This window comes from Microbacterium sp. NPDC089186 (assembly GCF_040685115.1).
In the GTDB taxonomy this organism is placed as follows: Bacteria; Actinomycetota; Actinomycetes; order Actinomycetales; family Microbacteriaceae; genus Microbacterium; species Microbacterium galbum.
On record NZ_JBFBHJ010000003.1, the window covers coordinates 73,120 to 91,586 of the forward strand.

Here is an 18,467-nt window from a genome sequence, read left to right on the forward strand (position 1 = left end):
CGGTCCCTCCGACGGGGTCCGGGACCTGGGGTGCTGCGAGCAGCGCAGGGGCGGGTCAGATCTCCTCGCGCGCCAGCTGCATCAGCGGCCCCACGCGATAGCCGATGACCTCGCCCATCACGAGCGAGGTCTCGGTGCGCTCGACGCCCTCGATCGCGAGGATGCGCGCGTCGGTGTCGAACAGATGCTGCGTATCGCGGCACGCGACGCGCACGAGCAGGTCGACCTGGCCGCTGAGGCCGTGGGCCTGCAGCACCTCGGGGACTTTCGCGAGCTCCTCGCGGATCGCGGGGAGCTCGGCCTGACGCACCGTCACCTGCAGGAACGCCTCGATCGGGAAACCGAGCGCCTCGGCCGACAGTGTGCGCTCGAACGACAGGAACACGCCGCCGCGTTCGAGGCGGCTCATGCGGGCCTGCACGGTGTTGCGTGAGAGGCCGAGCTTCTCGGCGAGCGCGACGACGGTGGCGCGCGGGTCGGCGGACAGGGCGCGGAGGAGGTCGAGGTCGACCGCGTCGAGCTTGCTCATGGTGCGAAACATTAGCAGTGTCACCGCCCTCCGCAATGGGCACCTTGCTCAATATGACGGCGAGGTCTTGAGCGGGGTGCATTCCGCGCGTACGGTCGGCCTCGTCGGCGGAGTTGCCGACGCCCGGACCGCCCCGGCTCTCACGAGGAGCCCCGGGCCGCACCTGGAGGGATGACGATGACGTACACCCAGACCACGCCGGAGCAGGGAGCCGCCGACCGCGGATCCACCGGCACCCGCGGCGACGTCGACGACGTCTCGCGCCTGCTCGAGCCCGACGGCTCGCGGATCCCGGATGCCGAGCTCGACCCGTGGATCGCCGACCTCTCGCCGCACGAGCTGCGCGCCCTCCACCGCGACATGGTCCTCACGCGTCGCCTCGACGCCGAGGGCGTCGCCCTGCAGCGTCAGGGTCAGCTCGCCCTGTGGGCCCCGTGCCGCGGCCAGGAAGCCGTGCAGGTCGGCACCGCGCACGCCCTCGCCCCCGGCGATTTCGTCTTCCCCAGCTACCGCGAGCACGGCGTGCTGCTCGGCCGCGGCGCCCAGCCCGCCGACTACGTGCTCGCCTGGCGCGGTGAGGAGCACTCCGCCTACGATCACACCACGATCAACGCGGCGCCCCCGCAGATCATCATCGGCGCCCAGTCGCTGCACGCGACCGGCTGGGCCATGGGCGCGCAGCGCGACGGCTCGACCGACGTGGCCGTGGCGTACTACGGCGACGGCGCGACCAGCCAGGGCGACGTCAACGAGGCGATGATCTTCGCCTCGTCGTTCCGCGCCCCCGTGGTCTTCGTCTGCTCCAACAACCAGTGGGCGATCAGCGAGCCCGTCACCGTGCAGGCGAAGTACCCGATCGCGGGTCGGGCGCCGGGGTTCGGCATCCCGAGCATGCGCATCGACGGCAACGACGCCCTCGCGTGCGTCGCCGCGATGCGGTGGGCCCTCGACCGCGCGCGTCGCGGCGAAGGCCCCTCCTTCATCGAGGCGGTGACCTATCGCATGGGCCCGCACACCACGAGCGACGACCCCACGCGCTACCGTGACGCCGCCGAGGTCGAGGCGTGGTCGCAGCGCGACCCGATCGCCCGGTTGGAGGCCTACCTTCGTGCCGAGGGCGTGCTCGACGACTCCGCCCTCGACGAGGTGGCCCGCGCCGCCGACGCCCTCGCCGCCGACGTGCGCGCCGCGTGCATCGGCGCGACCACCCGTTCGCCCGAGACGATGTTCGACCACGTGTACGCCGAGCCGCACCCCGGCCTGGAGCGGCAGAAGGCGGAGTACGTCGCGTACCTCGCGGGGTTCGAGAAGTGACCGCGCTGACCCTCGGTTCCGCGATCAACGCGGGCCTGGCGAAAGCCCTCGAGCGCGACGAGAAGGTCCTCCTCATGGGCGAGGACATCGGCGCCCTGGGCGGCGTGTTCCGCGTCACCGACGGCCTGCAGCAGCGCTTCGGTGCACAGCGGGTCGTCGACACCCCGCTCGCGGAGGCGGGCATTGTCGGCACAGCCGTCGGCCTCGCCCTGCGCGGCTACCGCCCGGTCGTCGAGATCCAGTTCGACGGCTTCGTGTACCCGGCCTTCGACCAGATCGTCTGCCAGGTCGCGAAACTGCACTACCGCAGCAACGGTCGGATCCGGATGCCGCTGGTGATCCGCATCCCGTGGGCCGGGGGAGTCGGCGCGGCCGAGCACCACTCCGAGTCGCCCGAGGCGTACTTCGCCCACACCGCGGGACTGCGCGTGGTCGCCCCCAGCACCCCGCAGGACGCCTACGTGATGCTGCAGCAGGCGGTGGCATCCGATGATCCCGTCGTCTTCTTCGAACCCAAGCGCCTCTACCACTCGAAGGGCGAGGTCGACCTGGACGCCGATCTCGCCGACGCGCCGCCCCTGCACCTCGCGCGCGTCGCCCGCGAAGGCACCGACGCGACGATCGTCACCTACGGTGCCCAGGTGCGCACGGCCCTCGACGCCGCCCTCGCCGCGGAGGACGAGGGTGTCTCGCTCGAGGTCATCGACCTGCGCTCGCTCTCGCCGATCGACATGAACACCGTCGCGGCATCCGTGCGCAAGACCGGGCGGGTCGTCGTGACGCACGAGGCCGCACGTCAGGCGGGGATGGGCGCGGAGCTGATCGCGAGCATCACCGAGCAGTGCTTCGAGTACCTCGAGGCGCCTCCCCAGCGCGTGACCGGTCACGACATCCCGTATCCGCCGTCGAAGCTCGAGAAGCACCACGTGCCCGACCTCGACCGCGTGCTGCACGCCGTCGACCGGGTGCTCGAGCGCGATGGGCCGGGAACCGCACCCGGCGGCTCGCACGCATCGATCGTGGGCGGGGGTGCGCGATGATCGCCGAGTTCCTGCTCCCCGACCTCGGCGAGGGCCTGCCCGAGGCCGAGATCGTCGCGTGGCTCGTCGCCGAGGGCGATGTGGTGACGTTGAACCAGACGATCGCCGAGGTCGAGACGGCCAAGGCGGTCGTGGAGATCCCCTCGCCCTACGCCGGAACCGTACAGGGCCTGCACGCGGCCGCCGGCGATGTGGTGGCCGTCGGCTCCCCGCTGGTGTCGTTCGCCGTGGGCGGGACGGATGCCGACGACCCCGCGCCGGCCGCGACACGGACGGAGCGTGCGGCGGCGACGGAACGCGAGGACGCGGACGAGTCCGCGGCGCCTCCCGCGGTGGCGGCAGCGGCCGAGGCCGAGCGGGCGACGCCCAACCTGGTCGGTTACGGGGCCGCGCCGGTCTCGGGCAGTCGGCCGAAGCGCCGCGCCCGGGCCGCCGCCGGCACGGCTACCCTCGACGCCGACACGGCGGTCCGCGAGGCGGCGCCCCATGATGCGGTGCGCACGGGTCCCATCGACCTGCCGCTCGAGCGTCCTCGCTCGACGCCTCCGGTGCGCAAGCTCGCGAAGGACCTCGGGGTCGATCTCGTCCTCGTCGCGGCCGCTCACCCCGGGGAGGCGGTGACGCGCGCGCACGTCGAGGAGTACGCGGCACGGGTGCCGGTGGCATCCGTCGCTCGCTCCGTCTCCGCGTCGACGGTCCCCCCGGCCGCACCCGCCTCCACCGCCGCTCGCCCGGATCCCGGCGAGCGGGTCACCCGGACGCCCATCCGCGGCGTGCGCAAGCACACCGCCGCGGCGATGGTGCAGAGCGCCTTCACGGCGCCGCACGCCACGACCTTCCTCACGGTCGACGTCACCGCCACGACCGAGCTGCTGGCATCCCTCAAGACCGACCGCGCCCTCGACGGGCATCGGATCGGCGTGCTGGCCGTCGTCGCCAAGGCCGTGTGCCTCGCCCTCGGGCGCACACCGGCGCTGAACGCGCGGTGGGACGAGGCCGCCGGCGAGATCCTCGAGCACCACTACGTGAACCTCGGCATCGCGGCCGCGACGGATCGTGGTCTCGTCGTGCCGATCGTGCGGGATGCCGAGCGCCTGCCGCTCGTCGACCTCGCCGACGCGATCGCCGAACTGGCCGGCACGGCGCGCGCCGGCCGCACGGCCCCGGCCGACATGGCGGGCGGGACGTTCTCGATCACCAACGTCGGAGTCTTCGGGGTGGATGCCGGGACGCCGATCCTCAATCCGGGGGAGGCCGGGATCCTCGCCGTCGGCGCCGTGCGGCGCACGCCGTGGGAGCACCACGGCGAGATCGCCCTGCGCGACGTGCTCACCCTCAGCCTGTCGTTCGACCACCGCGTCGTGGACGGGGCCGAGGCCGCGCGATTCCTCACCGACGTCGCGGGCGTGCTGCGCGAGCCCGGACGGGCGATGCTGCTGCGGTGAAGGTTCCGGGCGCCGTCAGGCGGCGGCGCCCGGTTCTCCGCGCGGGCCGCGCGCGCTCGAGCGTGCGGAACACCCGGAGGGGGTGACCGGGGCCTCCGCTGTCGTGGACGCGCGATCCCGGAGGGGCGAGCGCGCTCAGGCCGTCAGTGCGGCCAGCGCCATGCGCGTGAGCGTCGGGCGCACGCGCGATGCGGGCACGCCCCGCACGCTGTGCGGGGTCGAGTTGATGAGGCCGAAGCACGCGAGGGCGCGCACCCGACGTTCGGCGGGGGACTCGGCATCCGGGGTCTGCGCGCGCCGGTCCCGCGCGTGCGAATCCGGGGACGCCAGCGCGTCGGTCCACACCTCGACGTACGCGTTCTGCAGGCGGCGTACCGCGCGGCGGTCGTCGGGCGCGAGGCGGTCGAGGTCGCGGTCCTGCACGCGGATGACGTCGGCCTCGGCGAGCGCGAACGCGACGTGGAAATCGACGAGGGCGGCGAGGACCCCGGATGCCGGGCGGGCAGAACGGCGGGAGACGCCGGCGACACGCCGGTCGGCGGCGGGCGCGGGACGGTGCGCGGCCGCGACGGCGCGTCCGCCGGTGAGGAGGCGTTCGCTGACGTCGACGAGGATCGCGCCGAGCAGTGCCTGCTTGCTCGCGACGTGGCGGTAGACCGCGGGCCCGCTGACGCCGGCGGCCTCGCCGATGTCGCCGAGGGTCACCCCGTCGAATCCCCGCTCGGCGAACAACCGTGCGGCCGCGGCGAGCAGCGCCGCCCGGCGCTCGGCCTTGGCGCGGTCGCGCGCCGTGGACGGGGCCGTGGCGCGGGCTGCCGCCGGGGGAGTCGCCGTGTCGTCGGCGGCAGCGGCGCGGGAGGGGTCGAGAGGTCTTGTCATCGGCATCCGCTCGGGTTAGCCTGGGAACGCAGTTAGTCAACATTAACTGAAATCGACGGGGCTGTCGACGACGCGGCCACCGGAACGGAAAGCCGCCATGAGCACAGCACCGGACTCCTCCGCAGCGACCGCGATCGCGGAACCCGCACCCGCGGAGGTCGCAGCCGCACCGCCTGCGGTCGACGCACCTCGGCGCGCCGACCGCGGCGCCGCCACCACGCAGCGCGATCTCGCCGCCGAGCTCCGCGCCACCCTCGCGCGCACCGCCCGCGGGGGATCCGAGGCCGCCCGGGAACGCCACTCGGCCCGTGGCAAGCTCCTCGCACGAGACCGCATCGACCGCCTGCTCGACGAAGGCAGCCCGTTCCTCGAGGTCGCCCCTCTCGCCGCCCACGGGCTCTACGACGGCGGCGCTCCGGCCGCGGGGGTCGTCGCCGGCATCGGTCTCGTGCACGGGCGCCACGTCATGGTGGTCGCCAACGACGCGACGGTGAAGGGCGGCGCCTACTTCCCCCTCACCGTGAAGAAGCACCTGCGCGCGCAGGAGATCGCGCTCGAGAACCGCCTGCCGTGCGTCTACCTCGTCGACTCGGGTGGCGCCTTCCTGCCGATGCAGGACGAGGTGTTCCCCGACCGCGAGCACTTCGGCCGCATCTTCCGCAACCAGGCGCAGTTGTCGGCGCGCGGTGTCCCGCAGATCGCCGCGGTCATGGGCTCGTGCACGGCGGGTGGGGCGTACGTGCCGGCGATGAGCGACGAGAGCGTGATCGTGCGGGGCCAGGGCACGGTCTTCCTCGGCGGACCGCCCCTGGTCAAAGCCGCGATCGGCGAGGACGTCACCGCCGAGCAGCTCGGCGGGGGCGATCTGCACGCGCGCCGCTCGGGCGTGGTCGACCACCTCGCCGACGACGACGAGCACGCGCTCGAGATCGTGCGCGACATCATCGCGACCCTGCCCCCCACCCCGCCTTCGGTGTGGGAGATCGACGCCCCGCGGAATCCGTCGCGCGCGCCGGAGGATCTCTACGACATCGTCCCGGTCGACGTCACGCAGCCCGTCGACATGCGCGCGATCATCGACACCCTGGTCGACGCCGACTCCCTGCACGAGTTCAAGGCGCTGTACGGCGAGAGCGTCATCACGACCTTCGCCCGCCTGCACGGGCATCCGGTCGGCATCATCGCGAACGACGGCGTGCTCTTCAGCGAGTCGGCCCTCAAGGCGGCGCACTTCATCGAACTCGCCGACCAGCGCGGCATCCCCCTGCTGTTCCTCCAGAACATCACCGGGTTCATGGTGGGGCGGGATGCCGAGGCCGGAGGCATCGCGAAAGACGGCGCCAAGATGGTCACCGCCGTCGCCACCACGCGCGTGCCCAAGCTCACCGTCCTCGTCGGCGGGTCGTACGGAGCCGGCAACTACGCCATGTGCGGCCGCGCGTACGACCCGCGGTTCCTGTGGAGCTGGCCCGCGAGCCGGATCTCGGTCATGGGCGGAGCTCAAGCGGCATCCGTCCTCTCCACCGTCCAGCGCGACCAGCGCGCCGCACGAGGCATGGAGTGGACGGATGCCGAGCAGCGGGCGTTCGAAGACCCGATCCGCGCCCGCTACGACGAGCAGGGCGACCCGTACTACGCCACCGCGCGCCTCTGGGACGACGGCGTGATCGATCCCGTCGACACGCGCACGATGCTGGGGCTCGCTCTCGACGTCGTCAGCCGCGTCCCCCTGGCCGACCGGGGCTTCGGCCTTTTCCGGATGTGACCATGAGCATTCCTGCTTTCACCAGCCCCGATCTCCGCACCTCTGACGTCACCACCCCCCGGCCGGAGAATCCTCCTTTCTCCTCCGTCCTCGTCGCCAACCGCGGTGAGATCGCCCGCCGCGTGTTCCGCACGCTCCGACGCCTCGGCATCCGTTCCGTGGCGGTGTACACCGACGCGGATGCCGGTTCCCCCCACGTGCGAGAAGCCGACCGCGCGGTGCGGGTGCCGTCGTATCTCGACGTCGATGCCGTGGTCGACGCCGCCGTGTCCAGCGGAGCGGATGCCGTGCACCCCGGCTACGGCTTCCTCAGCGAGAACGCCGGCTTCGCCCGCGCGTGCGCCGCGGCCGGTGTCGTGTTCGTGGGCCCCGGTATCGAGGCGCTCGAAGTCATGGGCGACAAGATCCGCGCCAAGGAGCACGTCGCCGCGCACGGAGTGCCGATCGTGCCGGGATTCCCGGCGGCGGGGTTGAGCGACGACGAGATCGCCGCCGCGTCCGACCGCGCCGGGTATCCGCTGCTCGTGAAGCCCTCCGCCGGCGGCGGCGGGAAGGGGATGACGGTCGCCACCGGCCCCGCCGACCTGGCCGATGCGCTCGCCACGGCCCGTCGGGTCGCCGCCGCCGCGTTCGGCGACGACACCCTGCTGCTCGAGCGGCTGCTGGAGCGCCCGCGGCACATCGAGGTGCAGGTGCTCGCCGACGCGCACGGCACGACGATCTCCCTCGGTGAGCGCGAGTGCACCCTGCAGCGACGTCATCAGAAGGTCGTCGAGGAGGCGCCCTCACCCGTGGTGGATGCCGCGACGCGCACGCGCCTCGGAGAAGCCGCGGTGGCCGCCGCCCGCAGCGTCGGCTACCTGGGCGCCGGGACGGTCGAGTTCCTCGTCGCCGGCGACCGGATCGACGAGCCCTTCTTCATCGAGATGAACACGCGCCTGCAGGTGGAGCACCCCGTGACCGAGATGGTCACCGGGATCGACCTCGTCGAACAGCAGCTGCGCGTCGCCGCAGGCCACGCCCTCGACCTGCCCGAGATCCGACTCGACGGGCACGCGATCGAGGCGCGCGTGTACGCCGAGACCCCGGCGCGCGGATACCTCCCCGCCACCGGGACGGTGACCGCGTGGCATCCGGGACCCGCCCGCGTCGACAGCGCCGTCGAGACGGGGAGCGTGATCAGCTCTCTGTACGACCCCATGATCGCCAAGGTCATCGCCCACGGCCCCGACCGTGAGACCGCCCTGGCCCGCCTCGACGCCGCCCTCGCCGAGACCGTCGTGCTCGGCGTCGACACCAACATCGCCGACCTCCGCGCACTCCTGGCCGAACCGGCGGTGCGCGCCGGCGACCTCGACACGGGCGTGCTCGATCGCAGAGGCACGCCCGAGTCTCCGGAACCGTCACCGGCTGCGCTCGCCGCGGTGGCGCAGCGGGTCGTGGATGCCGCCGCTCCGGCCGAGGGCTCGGTCTGGGGCCGCGCCGGGGCGTGGCGCGCCGGGGGAGCGCAGGCGCATCGGACGGTATGGCTGCAGGATGACGCGGGGCGCGTGCACACGGCATCGCCTGCCGCCGGTGATGCGCGGGTCGTGGGCGGGCCGATCGAGTACTGGGCGCACGCCGAGGGCGCGGCCCATCGCCTGCGGGTCGTCTCGCGTCGGGACGCCGCCGCGCGCCGCCGCGCGAGCGCGGGACGCGCACCCGGCGCCGTCGATCCCGAGCTCGTCGCCCCGCTGCCCGGCACCGTCGTCGCGGTGCACGGCGCGGACGGAGACGCCGTCGAGGCCGGCGCCCGACTCGTCACCATCGAGGCCATGAAGATGGAGCACACCGTGACCGCACCCCACCCCGGGGTGCTGCGCCTGCACGTCACCCGCGGCACCCAGGTCGCCCGCGACGCGGTGGTCGCGACGGTGAGCCCGTCTCCGCAGGTCGTCGAGTCCGAGATCCCCGCCTCCGAGGTCCCTGATCCCGAGGTCCGTGAGCCTGTCGAAGGGACCGGTACCCCCTCGGCCTCGGGGCTGTCGACGGGCTCCGCCTCCTCCTCCGCCGCATCCCCGGCGTCCACCCCCATCCCATCCCACAAGGAGACCCACCCGTGAGCATCGACAGCCAGCAGGCCTTCACCGACGACGAGCGCGAGCTGAGCGCGATGGTGCGCGAGTTCGCCGACGAGGTGATCGCGCCGCGCTCGTACGAGGCCGATCGCGCGCACGAGCTTCCCCTCGACATCGTCGAGCAGATGGGCGAGCTCGGCCTGTTCGGCCTCCCGTTTCCCGAGGAGGTCGGCGGACAGGGCGGCGACTACGCGAGCCTCTGCGTCGCGATCGAGGGCGTCGCGCGCGTCGACCAGTCGATGGCGATCACGCTCGAGGCGGGCGTGGGCCTGGGTGCCATGCCGATCTACCGCTACGGCACCGCCGAGCAGAAGGCGCAGTACCTCCCCGACCTCGTCGCGGGGCGCGCGCTCGCCGGGTTCGGCCTGACCGAGGCCGAGGCGGGCAGTGACGCCGGCGCCACGCGCACCACCGCGCGTCTCGAGGGCGAGGAATGGGTGATCGACGGCTCGAAGCAGTTCATCACCAACTCCGGCACCGACATCACCCGCTTCGTCACGGTCACCGCGGTGACCGGTCGCACGGGCGATCGCCCCGAGATCTCGACGATCATCGTCCCGAACGGCACACCCGGCTTCACCGTGGGCCCCGCGTACGACAAGGTCGGCTGGAACGCCAGTGACACCCACCCCCTCACCTTCGACGGGGTGCGGGTCCCCGCCGCGAATCTGCTCGGTGAGCGCGGCCAGGGCTTCAAGAACTTCCTGCGCACGCTCGACGAGGGCCGGGTCGCGATCGCCGCCCTCGCCACGGGCGCGGCGGAGGGGTGCCTCGAAGCCGCCGTCGACTACGCCCGCAGCCGCACGGTCTTCGGCGAGCGCCTCTCGACGCGGCAGAGCATGCAGTTCCTGCTGGCGCGCATGCACGCGCGCGTGCACACGGCCCGCCTGGCGTGGGTGCATGCCGCCCGCCTGTGCGACGCCGGAAAGCCCTTCTCGGTGGACGCCGCCGTCGCCAAGATGACGGCGAGCGACGCCGCGATGGCCAACGCACGGGATGCGACGCAGGTGTTCGGCGGCAACGGTTTCATCAACGAGTACCCCGTCGCGCGGCACTACCGCGACTCGAAGATCCTCGAGATCGGCGAGGGCACCACCGAGGTGCAGCTCATGGTGATCTCGCGCGCGCTGGGACTCACCGGTACCGTGGCCGCATGATCGAGCAGCGGGGCCTGTATCTGGAGGAATTCGTCGTGGGGGAAAGGTACGCGCACCGACCCGGCCGGACGGTGACCGACGCCGACAACGTCCTCTTCACCACCCTCACGATGAACCCGCAGGCGCTGCACCTCGACGCCGCCTACGCCTCGTCGCAGCCCTTCGGACGGCCGCTCGTGAACTCGATGTGGACCCTGTCGACGCTCGTCGGGCTGTCGGTCGGGCAGCTCACGCAGGGGACGCTCGTCGCGCAGCTCGGTCTCACCGATGTGAGCTTCCCCGCTCCGCTGTTCGTCGGCGACACCCTCACGGCCGAGACCGAGATCGTCTCGGTGCGGCCGTCGGCATCCCGCCCGGGTCAGGGGGTCGTCGTCATGGCGCACACCGGTCGCTCGCAGAACGACGAGGTCGTGGCGACCGCGACGCGCACGGTGCTGGTGTGGGCGCAGGAGGCGGCGGCGTGAGCGGCGTGCACCCCGACTCACGCGCGGCGACGCGACCTTTCGCCCTGGGGCCCGCTCTGCTGTTCGTACCCGGCGACCGCCCCGAGCGGCTGACCAAGGCCGTCTCCCGAGCGGATGCCGCGATCCTCGACCTCGAGGACGCCGTCGCCCCGGACGCCAAGCCCGCCGCTCGCGAGGCGATGATCGCCGCCGATCCCGACCCCGACCGCGTCATCGTGCGGGTCAACGGCCCCGAGACGCCGGAGTTCGCGCGCGATCTCGCCGCTCTCGCGCAGACGCGCGTGCGCACCGTGATGGTCGCCAAGGCCGAGGACCCGGCATCCCTCGCCCCCCTCGAGGGCTACGACGTCGTCGCCCTGTGCGAGACCGCGCGCGGGGTCGTGCACGCGGAGCAGCTCGCCGCCGTCCCGCAGGTCGTCGCGCTCATGTGGGGCGCCGAAGACCTCGTCGCGAGCCTCGGCGGCACCTCGAGCCGATTCGCCGACGCCACCTACCGCGACGTCGCGCGCCTCGCCCGCGCCCGGGTCCTGCTCGCCGCGGGAGCTGCCGGCAAACGTGCGATCGACGCGGTGCACGTCGACATCGGCGACCTCGAGGGTCTCTCCGCCGAAGCTCAGGATGCCGCGGCCTCGGGGTTCGCGGCCACCGCGTGCATCCACCCGGGCCAGGTCGAGACCATCCGTGCGGCGTACGCGCCGACGCCGGAGCAGCTGCGCTGGGCGCACGGCGTGCTCGCGGAGGCCGAGGGCGGCGCGTTCCGGTTCGAGGGGCGCATGATCGACGAACCGATCCTCCGCCACGCGCGCGCGATGGTCGCGCGGGCGGGCTGAGCGACGTTCGACGGGGAGGTGGCTGGGCCTGTCGAAGCCCGCGGTCCACTGGGCGGGCTCTGAGACCTGCGGTCGCGCGTCAGACGGCTGAGCGTGTCGAAGCCACCGGGGTGTGCGGATCCCGGTCCCTTCGACGGGCTCAGCGACCTCCGGTCGCCGCCCCCGTGATGCGGTCCGGCCTAGCCCGCGACGCCCGCGTACGCGAGCATCTCCCACGCGTCGCCGTCGAGGCGGAACGTCGTCGCGGAGCAGTTCGGCAGCCGCTCGCCCTCGCGGGGGAACTGCCCGTCGGTGGCGTGCATGATGACCTCGCGGATCAGCGCGCCGTGCGCGACGGCGATCACGTCGACGTCGGCGGGGGTGGATGCCACCACCTCGGCGATCGCGGCGAGGGCGCGCTCGCGCACGACCGGCCAGGCTTCTGCGCCGGGCACGTCGGCGGCGTGCCACGGTCCGTAGGTGTCGTAGAAGGTGGGGGCGTCCATCCCCTCGGCCTCGCCGTAGGAGCGCTCCTGGAGTCCCGGCATCCGTCGGCTCACCGTGGTGCCCAGGGCGGCGGCGATGACGTCGGCCGTCTCGGCGGCGCGCGACAGGTCGCTCGAGACGACGACGACGTCGCGTCCGGCGTACTCGGCGGCGAGCGTCTCGGCGATGCCCTGCGCCTGGATGCGACCTGTGTCGTTCAGGGGGATGTCGGTCAAGCCCTGGATGCGGCCCCCGTAGTTCCAGGCCGTCTCACCGTGTCGCACAAGAGTCAGGATCGTCACCGTCCGAGCCTAACCGTCGGCACGCGGTGAGGGTTCCGGGAGTCCGGTGGCGACGGGCGGGTCCGCGGCGCGTCGGCGTCAGAGCAGGCCCGGCAGCCGTGCGGCGAACGCCTGGAGCACCTCGGTCGTGCTGCCGTCGATCTTCACGCTCGCGCGCTGATCGGCCCGCGTCTCGCCGCGGTTGACGATGACCACCGGCAGGCGCTTGCGGCGCGCCCGCTCCACGAGCCGGATGCCGGAGTTCACCACGAGCGATGACCCGGCCACCACGAGGGCGTCGCTGGTGTGCACGAGCTGCTCGGCCTCGCGGAACCTCTCGACCGGGATGTACTCGCCGAAGAAGACGACGTCGGGTTTGAGCGTGCCGCCGCACACGGAGCAGACGGGGACGACGAACCCGTCGGCGGACGCCGGCGTCACGTCGCCGTCGGGTCCGAGCTCGACGTTCTCGGGGAGGGTGATCCACGGGTTGTCGGCTTCGACGCGCTCGGCGAGATCGCGGCGGTCGAACACCTGCCCGCAGTGCAGGCACCCCACCCGGCGCATGGTCCCGTGCAGCTCGACGACCCGGCCGCTGCCCGCCCGCACGTGCAGACCGTCGACGTTCTGCGTCACGACGCCGTTGGCCACCCCTGCAGCCTCGAGCGCCGCGAGGGCCCGGTGACCGCCGTTGGGCTCGGCCGCCGCGAACACCTTCCACCCGAGATGGCTGCCGACCCAGTAGCGCCGGCGCGCCTCGGCGCTCGCGAGGAACTGCTGCGCCGTCATCGGCGTGCGCGTGGGGGCGCCCTTGCCGCGGTAGTCGGGGATGCCCGAGTCGGTGGAGACCCCGGCGCCGGTCAACACGGCCACCCGGCGGCCGGCGAGCACCTCGACAGCCCGATCGATGGATGCCGAGAACCCGGCATCCTCCGTCGTGTCGGTCATGCGCACCTCCGTCGAGTCGAGTCTATGGCGGGGCGCCGACACCGGCTCACGCGCTCGTGATCCCCGCCGGGCTCGGCCGGCGCCGCGGCCTCGCGTTCCCGAGACACCGACGGAGCGACCGCGGGTGCCGCGTTTCTCGCGCGCTCGGGAATCGGACCCCGACAGGAGGAGAAGGGGGCGGTGCTGGCACGATGGGACGATGCCCGTCATCCCGCTCGACTCCGCCGACGACCCGCGTCTCGCCGACTACCGCGACCTCACCGACGTGTCGCTGCGCCGCGTGAGCGAGCCCGAGGGTGGCCTGTACATCGCGGAATCGTCCAAGGTCCTCGACAGGGCGCTCCGCGCCGGTCACCGTCCGCGCTCGGTCCTCGTGCAGGAGAAGTTCCTCGCCGACGCCCTCGCCCTGGTGGGGGAAGATACCGAGGTCTACGTCGTCCCCTCCGAGATCGCCGAGCGAGTCACGGGGTACACCGTGCACCGCGGGCTCCTGGCATCCATGCATCGCCCGGCGCTGGCATCCGTGGCCGACGTGGTGAAGGACGCGCGGCTGGTCGTCGTGCTCGAGGACATCGTCGACCACACCAACATCGGGGCGGCGTTCCGGTCGGCCGCCGCACTCGGGGCGGATGCCGTGCTCGTCACGCCGCGATGCGCGGACCCGCTGTACCGGCGCAGCGTCCGCGTGAGCATGGGCACGGTCTTCCAGGTGCCGTGGACGCGGCTGCCCGAGTGGACGGAGACCACCCCCCTCCTGCACGACGCCGGCTTCCACCTGGCCGCCCTCGCGCTGTCCGACGACGCGGTGACGCTCGACGCGTTCTCGGCCGCGGGGCACGAGCGCGTCGCCCTGCTGCTCGGCGCCGAGGGCGATGGACTGAGCCGCAGCGCGCTCGCCGCCGCCGACACGGTCGTGACGATCCCGATGGCCGGGGGAGTGGACTCGTTGAACGTCGCCGCCGCCAGCGCCGTCGCGCTGTGGGAGCTGGGGCGCGGGCACCGCGGCTGAGACCGAAGACCGCCCGTCGGCTCAGCCGGTCGGGTCGTCGAACCGTCCCACGTGCATGCGGCGCTCCGAGACGGCGGCGGCGCTGACGCGTTGATCCGGGTCGCCCTCGAGCGCGGCGAGCATCTCGTCGGGCAGGTCGTGCTCACCCACCAGGAACCACCGCTCGACGACACTTCCCTCGGATGCCACGCGGCGGTCTCGCGCCTCGTCGCGCGGCAGGCCCTCGGACGGAGAGTCTTCGCGCTCGATCGCGAGGTGCAGGTGGGGCGGAAGCGTGCCAGGCCCGGCGGTCATCGCGGGCGCGGTGAACAGCTGCACGACGACGCCCTGCCCACGCCAGAGGAGCCAGTCGACCGGCTCGTCGTCCCACCGCGGGTCGTCGGCGCTCCAGCCCGACCAGTCCGGACCCTCGGTGTCGAAGACCCAGCGGTGCGGTTCGGCGTGCAGCGTCGCGACGATCGAGAGCGCGTCGCGGCGCACGTCGAGCAGTTCGCCGTCGCGGAACACCGACACGTTCGGCGGCCAGGCCGACGACACGACGTCCCACCCGTCGGCGCTGAAGCGACCGCTTTCGACGTCGGGAGCCCACCCGGCGTCTGCGAGCGTGTCGGCGAGGGCGTCGGCGTCGCGCAGGAGCGTGTCGGCGTCTGCTGCTCTCAGCAGCGCGGTGACCGCGTCGGGAAGAGTGCGCACGGCGTCAGACCTGCGTCTCGCGCGGGCCCGCGGCATCCGGCCCCGGGGCGAGGGTGACCACGGGGAGCGGCTCCGGACGTTTGGGCAGGATGTGATCGCCCGATGACTGGTGACGCAGCCGTCGCAGGACCCAGGGCACGAGGTACTCGCGCGCCCACACGAAGTCCTTCTCGCGAGCGGCGCGCCAGGTCATGATCGCCTGGGTCTCGGCCTGCAGCGGCTCGAGGTCGTTGGGGACGTTCAGCGCGCGCAGCACCATGCGAGCGACCTCATGGTGACCGAGGGCGTTGTAGTGCAGACGGTCGTCGTCGAAGAAGCGCATGTCCTGCACCTCTTTGAGCCCCCACTGGTCGGCGACGACGCAGTCGTACCGATCGGCGATCGAGCGGATGTTCTCGTTGTAGATCGCGACCTTGCCCCGGATGCCGCGGAACACCGGGGTGAACTCGGTGTCGATCGCCGTGAACACCACGACCGTCGCCCCACCGCTGCGCAGGCGCGCCACGGCGTCCTCGAACTGGCGCGAGACCGCGTCGGGGTCGCTGCCCGGGCGGATCACGTCGTTGCCGCCCGCCGAGATCGTGATGAGGTCGGGCTGGAGCGCCAGGGTGGGCTCGATCTGGTCGGCCACGATCTGCGCGATGAGCTTGCCGCGCACGGCGAGGTTGGCGTAGGCGAAGTCGTCGACCTGCGCGCCGAGCGCCTCGGCGACGCGATCGGCCCATCCGCGGTGGCCGCCGTCGGGCAACGGGTCGCCGATGCCCTCGGTGAACGAGTCACCCAGGGCGACGAAGCGGCGCCACGGATGCGGGCCGGCGTTGTCGGGCGTAGGCGAGGTGCGGGGCGAGTGCGGATCGAGTGTCATCGAAACCTCCGTCCTCCACGGTACCCCCGGCCTCCGACACGGCAAGGAGGGATGCCGGCGACGCGCGCTCCACCGGCCGGAACATCCCACCGGGCCGACGGCAGCCGCGCGCCGGTGGGGCGGGAAAGCGCGCGCGGGCGCAGCGCGAGGCCGCGCGCCGGCGAGACGGAGTAGTCGCCGCCACGGCCGCTCGCGACGGGCCCCACCGCGACTCCGATAAACGCGATTCGTGCGCATAAACGCTGCGTCGACGCGTTTCTGCGCACGGATCGCGTTTATGGCCGGTGGTGGGACGGATCCGTTCTCGGCCCGGGCATGTCGTGCGCTGAGGTCGCCTATCGTTGATGTTCGCGCTCGCGAGGGATGGAGGTTCGATGCTGGAAGAAGAAGCCCGCACCCCGAACCTCTCCCACGCGGATGCCACGACCCCGGCACCGCGCATCGCGAGTCCCGGGCCCGTGGCGGGTCGCGGCCCGGTCGCGAGTCCCGGTCCCCTGGCGAGCCCCGGTCCCGTGGCGAGTCCCGGCCCGGTCGCGAGTCCCGGTCCCGTGGCGAGTCCCGGCCCGGTCGCGAGTCCCGGTCCCGTGGCGAGTCCCGGCCGGGCCGCGAGCCCCGCGCCCGCCGCGCACACGCCCGCTGTCACGACCCCCGACGCCGCCTCCACGGCATCCGCCCCGATCGAACCCTCGCACGCCACCGCGCCCATCGCGGATGACCCCGCTCCGGGGGCGACACCCGACCCGGCGTTCGACGGAGCCGTCGACGGCACGGAGCCCCACTTCGGCTCCTTCGCCGCCGAGCACCTCTCGCCGTCGTTCCCGCAGCGTGCGCCGTGGGGGACCGCCCAGCGTCTGCGCGCCTGGCAGGCCGAGGCGCTCGACCTCTACTTCGGCCTCGACGGACCCGACGGCGAGGGCAAGGGCCCCCGCGACTTCCTCGCCGCGGCCACCCCCGGCGCCGGCAAGACGACCTTCGCCCTGCGTCTCGCGTCCGAGCTCATGCGGCGGCGCGTCGTCGACCGCATCGTCGTCGTCGCCCCCACCGAGCACCTCAAGACCCAGTGGGCCGAGGCGGCCGCGCGGGTCGGCATCCGTCTCGATCCGTACTTCTCGAACCGGCACGCCACGCCCTCGCGGCAGTACCACGGCGTCGCGGTCACGTACGCCCAGGTGGCGGTCAAGGCCGAGGTGCACCAGCGCCTGACGATGGATGCCAGAACCCTCGTCATCCTCGACGAGGTGCACCACGGTGGTGACGCGCTGAGCTGGGGCGACGCCCTGCGCGAGGCGTACAACCGCGCCACCCGGCGCCTGCTGCTGTCGGGAACGCCGTTCCGCAGCGACACCGCGCCCATCCCGTTCGTGGAGTACCACCCCAACGCCAAGGGCATCCGTCTCTCGCGCACCGACTACGCCTACGGCTACAAGCGCGCCCTCGAGGACGGCGTCGTCCGGCCGGTCTTCTTCCTCGTCTATGCCGGGCAGATGCGCTGGCGCACCAAGGCGGGTGAGGAGATGGAGGCCCAGCTCGGCCAGGACAACACCAAGGACATCACCTCGCAGGCCTGGCGCACCGCGCTCGACCCCAACGGCGACTGGATCCCCGCGGTCCTGCGCTCCGCCGATCGTCGCCTCACCGAGGTGCGCGAGACGGTCCCGGATGCCGGGGGTCTGGTCATCGCGACCGACCAGACCGCCGCGCGCGCCTACGCCGCCATCCTCGAAGACATCAGCGGCGAGAAGGTCACCGTCGTCCTCTCCGACGAGGCGGAGGCCTCGGGCCGCATCGAGACGTTCTCGAAGGGCACGAGCCGGTGGATGGTCGCCGTCCGTATGGTGTCGGAGGGCGTCGACGTTCCGCGCCTCGCCGTCGGCGTCTACGCCACGAGCGCCTCGACGCCGCTCTTCTTCGCGCAGGCCATCGGCCGTTTCGTCCGCGCCCGCCGCCGGGGTGAGACGGCGAGCGTGTTCCTCCCGAACGTCCCGCAGCTGCTCGCGCTCGCCGGTGAGATGGAGGCGCAGCGCGAGCACGCCCTCGACCGCGACAGCGACGCGGACGACCAGTGGAACGCCGAAGAAGACATGATGGATGCCGCCGAGCGCGAGGACAAAGCCTCCGACGCGCTCGAGCAGGAGTTCGAGTACCAGGCCCTGGGCTCCCTCGCGCACTTCGATCGCGTGATGTTCGACGGGCAGGAGTTCGGTCAGCTGGCCGTGCCCGGGACGATCGAGGAGGAGGAGTTCCTCGGCATCCCCGGGCTCCTCGAACCCGAGCAGGTGCACGAGGTGCTGATGTCGCGCGCCACGCGTCAGTCGCGCCACCGCTCCACACGCGAGGCGCACGAGAAGGAGAACGGCGTCGAGCCGCCGTCGGTCGACGAGGGGGGTCTTCCCGGTCCCCTGCACCGCACGCTCAAGGAGCAGCGTCAGCTGTTGAACACGATGGTCGGGCTCTACGCCCGTCAGACCGGGGAGCCGCACGGACTCGTGCACGCCGAGCTCCGGCGCCTGTGCGGCGGACCCGCCGTCTCGCACGCCACGGTGGCGCAGCTGCAGGCGCGCATCGACCTGCTGCGCAAGCGCGTGCGCTCCTGACCACCGGATGCCGCGCCGCGGCGCGCGCCGGATCCGCCCCCTCTCGTGGGCACGAGACAGCACCCCGCCGAC

Annotated in this window: 16 protein-coding genes; 10 read left to right on the plus strand and 6 right to left on the minus strand. The window is 72.9% G+C overall.

The genetic code is table 11. The annotated features are described in order from the left end of the window. Nucleotides 1-55: 55 nt before the first annotated feature. On the minus strand, nt 56-529 hold the full coding sequence (locus tag AB0N82_RS10570) for an Lrp/AsnC family transcriptional regulator (RefSeq protein WP_136585763.1): 474 nt from the start codon (nt 527-529) through the stop codon (nt 56-58). 171 nt (nt 530-700) lie between these two features. Here AB0N82_RS10570 and pdhA point away from each other — a divergent pair, with 171 nt between their 5' ends. Genes pdhA through AB0N82_RS10585 form a run of 3 tightly spaced genes read left to right on the plus strand, consistent with a single transcriptional unit; the run spans nt 701 to nt 4,328 of the window. Next, nucleotides 701-1,843, plus strand: coding sequence for a pyruvate dehydrogenase (acetyl-transferring) E1 component subunit alpha (gene pdhA / locus AB0N82_RS10575; RefSeq protein WP_315995828.1), 1,143 nt, complete (start codon nt 701-703; stop codon nt 1,841-1,843). Further along, nucleotides 1,840-2,883 (plus strand): alpha-ketoacid dehydrogenase subunit beta, encoded by a 1,044-nt coding sequence (locus tag AB0N82_RS10580; RefSeq protein WP_363391359.1) that lies wholly within the window; start codon nt 1,840-1,842, stop codon nt 2,881-2,883. Before pdhA ends, AB0N82_RS10580 begins: the two co-directional genes overlap by 4 nt. Further along, nucleotides 2,880-4,328 carry a dihydrolipoamide acetyltransferase family protein gene (locus AB0N82_RS10585; RefSeq protein WP_363391362.1) on the plus strand — a complete coding sequence of 483 codons (1,449 nt, stop codon included), beginning with the start codon at nt 2,880-2,882 and terminating at the stop codon, nt 4,326-4,328. Before AB0N82_RS10580 ends, AB0N82_RS10585 begins: the two co-directional genes overlap by 4 nt. A gap of 135 nt (nt 4,329-4,463) precedes the next feature. Here AB0N82_RS10585 and AB0N82_RS10590 read toward each other — a convergent pair whose 3' ends face one another. Then, nucleotides 4,464-5,207 carry a TetR/AcrR family transcriptional regulator gene (locus AB0N82_RS10590; RefSeq protein WP_363391365.1) on the minus strand — a complete coding sequence of 248 codons (744 nt, stop codon included), beginning with the start codon at nt 5,205-5,207 and terminating at the stop codon, nt 4,464-4,466. Nucleotides 5,208-5,304: 97 nt separating this feature from the next. On the opposite strand from AB0N82_RS10590, the gene AB0N82_RS10595 reads away from it, so the two are divergent. From AB0N82_RS10595 to AB0N82_RS10615, 5 genes are read left to right on the plus strand one after another with little or no spacing between them, the layout of a single operon-like run. Next, nucleotides 5,305-6,972: a carboxyl transferase domain-containing protein gene (locus tag AB0N82_RS10595; protein WP_363391368.1), complete on the plus strand. Its 1,668-nt coding sequence runs from the start codon at nt 5,305-5,307 to the stop codon at nt 6,970-6,972. A 2-nt stretch (nt 6,973-6,974) separates the two neighbouring features. Continuing rightward, the gene (locus AB0N82_RS10600) at nt 6,975-9,074 is read left to right on the plus strand and encodes a biotin carboxylase N-terminal domain-containing protein (RefSeq protein WP_363391371.1); all 2,100 of its coding nucleotides are present in this window, start codon (nt 6,975-6,977) and stop codon (nt 9,072-9,074) included. After that, on the plus strand, nt 9,071-10,246 hold the full coding sequence (locus AB0N82_RS10605; protein WP_363391374.1) for an acyl-CoA dehydrogenase family protein: 1,176 nt from the start codon (nt 9,071-9,073) through the stop codon (nt 10,244-10,246). Before AB0N82_RS10600 ends, AB0N82_RS10605 begins: the two co-directional genes overlap by 4 nt. Continuing rightward, complete coding sequence (locus AB0N82_RS10610; RefSeq protein ID WP_363391377.1) at nt 10,243-10,710, plus strand: MaoC family dehydratase; 468 nt, start codon at nt 10,243-10,245, stop codon at nt 10,708-10,710. The genes AB0N82_RS10605 and AB0N82_RS10610 overlap by 4 nt, the downstream gene beginning before the upstream one ends. Then, the gene (locus AB0N82_RS10615) at nt 10,707-11,540 is read left to right on the plus strand and encodes a CoA ester lyase (RefSeq protein ID WP_363391380.1); all 834 of its coding nucleotides are present in this window, start codon (nt 10,707-10,709) and stop codon (nt 11,538-11,540) included. Before AB0N82_RS10610 ends, AB0N82_RS10615 begins: the two co-directional genes overlap by 4 nt. A 179-nt stretch (nt 11,541-11,719) precedes the next feature. On the opposite strand, the gene AB0N82_RS10620 is transcribed toward AB0N82_RS10615, so the two are convergent. Together AB0N82_RS10620 and AB0N82_RS10625 are read right to left on the minus strand one after the other, a co-directional pair. Further along, nucleotides 11,720-12,307, minus strand: a complete 588-nt coding sequence (locus AB0N82_RS10620) for a histidine phosphatase family protein (protein WP_363391383.1) — start codon at nt 12,305-12,307, stop codon at nt 11,720-11,722. Between the two features lie 78 nt (nt 12,308-12,385). Further along, the gene (locus AB0N82_RS10625) at nt 12,386-13,234 is read right to left on the minus strand and encodes a Sir2 family NAD-dependent protein deacetylase (RefSeq protein WP_315995818.1); all 849 of its coding nucleotides are present in this window, start codon (nt 13,232-13,234) and stop codon (nt 12,386-12,388) included. Nucleotides 13,235-13,433: 199 nt separating this feature from the next. On the opposite strand from AB0N82_RS10625, the gene AB0N82_RS10630 reads away from it, so the two are divergent. Continuing rightward, nucleotides 13,434-14,243, plus strand: a complete 810-nt coding sequence (locus AB0N82_RS10630; RefSeq protein WP_363391387.1) for an RNA methyltransferase — start codon at nt 13,434-13,436, stop codon at nt 14,241-14,243. A gap of 21 nt (nt 14,244-14,264) precedes the next feature. On the opposite strand, the gene AB0N82_RS10635 is transcribed toward AB0N82_RS10630, so the two are convergent. Both AB0N82_RS10635 and AB0N82_RS10640 read right to left on the minus strand, forming a co-directional pair. Further along, nucleotides 14,265-14,936 (minus strand): hypothetical protein, encoded by a 672-nt coding sequence (locus AB0N82_RS10635; protein ID WP_363391390.1) that lies wholly within the window; start codon nt 14,934-14,936, stop codon nt 14,265-14,267. A gap of 4 nt (nt 14,937-14,940) precedes the next feature. After that, a complete protein-coding gene (locus AB0N82_RS10640; protein ID WP_363391393.1) occupies nt 14,941-15,801 on the minus strand; it encodes an SGNH/GDSL hydrolase family protein in 861 nt (286 codons plus the stop codon). A gap of 374 nt (nt 15,802-16,175) precedes the next feature. Between AB0N82_RS10640 and AB0N82_RS10645 the strand changes: the two genes are divergently transcribed. Beyond that, nucleotides 16,176-18,395 (plus strand): DEAD/DEAH box helicase family protein, encoded by a 2,220-nt coding sequence (locus tag AB0N82_RS10645; protein ID WP_363391396.1) that lies wholly within the window; start codon nt 16,176-16,178, stop codon nt 18,393-18,395. Nucleotides 18,396-18,467: the final 72 nt, after the last annotated feature.